At 61.4% G+C, this 2,277-nt stretch carries 3 protein-coding genes; 2 read left to right on the top strand and 1 reads right to left on the bottom strand.

The features are described from left to right. A partial coding sequence (locus WCE35_RS15525; RefSeq protein WP_424594224.1) for an alpha/beta fold hydrolase occupies positions 1-688 on the bottom strand: 688 nt, incomplete at its 3' end. Positions 689-999: 311 nt separating this feature from the next. Here WCE35_RS15525 and WCE35_RS15520 point away from each other — a divergent pair. Then, positions 1,000-1,437, top strand: coding sequence for a nuclear transport factor 2 family protein (locus tag WCE35_RS15520; RefSeq protein WP_424594223.1), 438 nt, complete (start codon positions 1,000-1,002; stop codon positions 1,435-1,437). Positions 1,438-1,753: 316 nt separating this feature from the next. Continuing rightward, on the top strand, positions 1,754-2,173 hold the full coding sequence (locus WCE35_RS15515; protein ID WP_424594222.1) for a hypothetical protein: 420 nt from the start codon (positions 1,754-1,756) through the stop codon (positions 2,171-2,173). Positions 2,174-2,277: the final 104 nt, after the last annotated feature.

The raw sequence follows: 2,277 nt of genomic DNA, 5'->3' as shown, positions 1-2,277 counted from the left end.
TGAGAATGTCGCGCCACAGCCTCACGCCCTTCTCCGGCGGCGCCTCGTAATTGCCGTCCTTCCAGGCCGGATCATTCATGATCGCCTTGCGCGAGGCTTCCAGCACCGCGACCGTCCAGGCCGGCGTCTTCGCCAGCGGCACCATGGCCACCAGCGCATCCATGGTGTCGGGATGGCTGACACCCCATTGCAGCACCTGCATGCCGCCCATCGACGGGCCGACCACCGCGACGACATGGTCGATGCCGAATTTTTCCCTGAGCAGGCGATATTGCGATTCCACCATGTCGCGGATGGTGAACTTTGGAAAATTCATCCGCGGCTGGGTTTTCGAATTGCTCGGCGAAGTGGAGAAGCCGTTGGCGATCGCATCGGTGCAAATGACAAAATACTTTTCGGGATCGAGCGCCTTGCCGGGGCCGATCATGAAGTCGAGCCGGTGGTGATTGCCGCCCACCGCCGTCACCATCAAAATGGCGTTGGATTTTTTCGCGTTCAGCGTGCCGTGGGTGACATAGGAGATCGCAAAATCCTTGATCGCCTCGCCGCTTTCCAGCTTGAGGTCGCCCTCATTGTAAAGCTGGTGCGGCGGCTGTTGCGGCGTGTGGGCCAGGGCCGGCAGCGACAGCAACAGGCCGGCGGCAACAAACCGCAGGCCTGCGGCGACAAACTGAATGACGCGCTTCATCGTTCTCTCCCCCATTGGTTTCTTGCGCTGGCGCGGCTTTCGGCGGCCGCTTTGCCCGCGCAGGATACGGACGGCGCGGCGGCACGGCAATCAGGCCATCGAAAGAAAAGCCCGGTCCTTCAAGCGCTTGAACTCGCACTTTGGAACGGGCGGATTCCACCCTGGTGCCTTACCAAAATGACATTTGCATTCTCACAAAAAAGTACTATCCAAGGCAGCAATGTTGAAGTGCAGCAACCTGGCACGGCGTCGGCAATGACGCCCATCGGGGTCATCTCCGTTTCGCAATCCAGTTCAGGAAACACGGCAAAATGACAGAGCATAGTCTCTGGCCTCTCTCGCGCGCAGTGCATCGCGCGATCAATGAACGCCAGCCCGAGGACCTCGAGGCCCTGCTCGACGAAGAGGTCGACTGGGCGATCTATGGCCCGATCGACCTGTATCCGTTCTTCGGCGCGCGCCGCGGCAAGGATGCCGTGCTCGACGTCGTAAGGCAGATCGGCGAGAATGTCCGGATCCACCGCTCCGATCGCGAGGCGATCATGCTGGGTGTCGATTCGGCGTCATCGATGCTGCGCTATTCGCTGACCGCGCTCGACTCCAACAAGCCGATCAGCCTGCGGATCGCGCATTTCGCGCAGTTTCGAGCCGGCCGGCTGACCAGTCTCCGCGTGCTGCTCGATACCTTCGATCTGGTGGAGCAGACGGTGGGCTACCCGATCCATCTGCCGAGGATCGCGGCGGTTTAGCAATCGTCGCGCACCCCGTCATAATCCTGCACCATCGCGAACGCATTCTGCGGGCTCGGGGAATGCAAAAGCTGTTCGAGAGCCTCACCATTTCGGGCGCGATCGGCGAGGCCGCGCAGGGCACCACCAGCAAGAGCATCAGCGCAGGATTCAAGCACAACTGGTAGTTCCTGCCGGGCCGATTCCGGCCGAATGATCTGGGCATTGCCGCATAGTGGCCGCGATGCGGTCAAAATCGGCGGCCCTGATGGCGCCGTTCAAACTTCGTCTGCGGGAGATTTCCGCGCTCGCTCAACGCGAAACAGGGGAATGGCTGATGAACGCCACCATTCGTTCCGAACAAATTGATTCAACAACCGAAGTCGACGGTGATCACGACTCGGTCTCCGAAGTCGAGGCCGGGATCCGCGATTTCGTGCGCAATGACGTCGCCTATCTGCGCCGGCCGGTCATCGGCGGCCCGGAAGCCGCGCCGCTCGAGCCGAGCGCCGAGGCCACCGTCAACAGCGTCAATTCGCTGATCCAGCGCGTCGCCGGCACCTCGCTCGCGGAAATCGAAAAGCTGATTTCCGAGCTTGAAAGCCTGCGCGATCTGCTGCATGCCGAGGGCCAGCGCGTCCAGCGCGAAATCTCCGGCTATGCCCAGCTCAGCCAGGCCGCGATGAAATCGACGCGCATGATCGCCGACAACGTCACGCAGTGGAAGCGCGCCGCGGACGGGCTGCGCAACAGCTGATTTCCTTCAGTTTTGGGGGTGCGACGACCGCCGCTTTCCTGACGGCAACGCGGCGGTTTCGTTTGACAGGGATGATTTGAATGTTTAGAAGCGCGGGCCGCGAC

Origin of the sequence: Bradyrhizobium sp. (genome assembly GCF_049691595.1) — a bacterium.
Classification (GTDB): Bacteria; Pseudomonadota; Alphaproteobacteria; order Rhizobiales; family Xanthobacteraceae; genus Bradyrhizobium.
The sequence above is the reverse complement of the archived record's forward strand: the minus strand, read 5'-3'. Positions and strand labels throughout refer to the sequence as shown.

What these genes read in the sequence shown, in the direction of transcription:
- WCE35_RS15520 (WP_424594223.1), top strand. Translation starts at nt 1,000, where the DNA reads ATGACAGAGCATAGTCTCTGGCCTCTCTCGCGCGCAGTGCATCGCGCG.
- WCE35_RS15515 (WP_424594222.1), top strand. Translation starts at nt 1,754, where the DNA reads ATGAACGCCACCATTCGTTCCGAACAAATTGATTCAACAACCGAAGTC.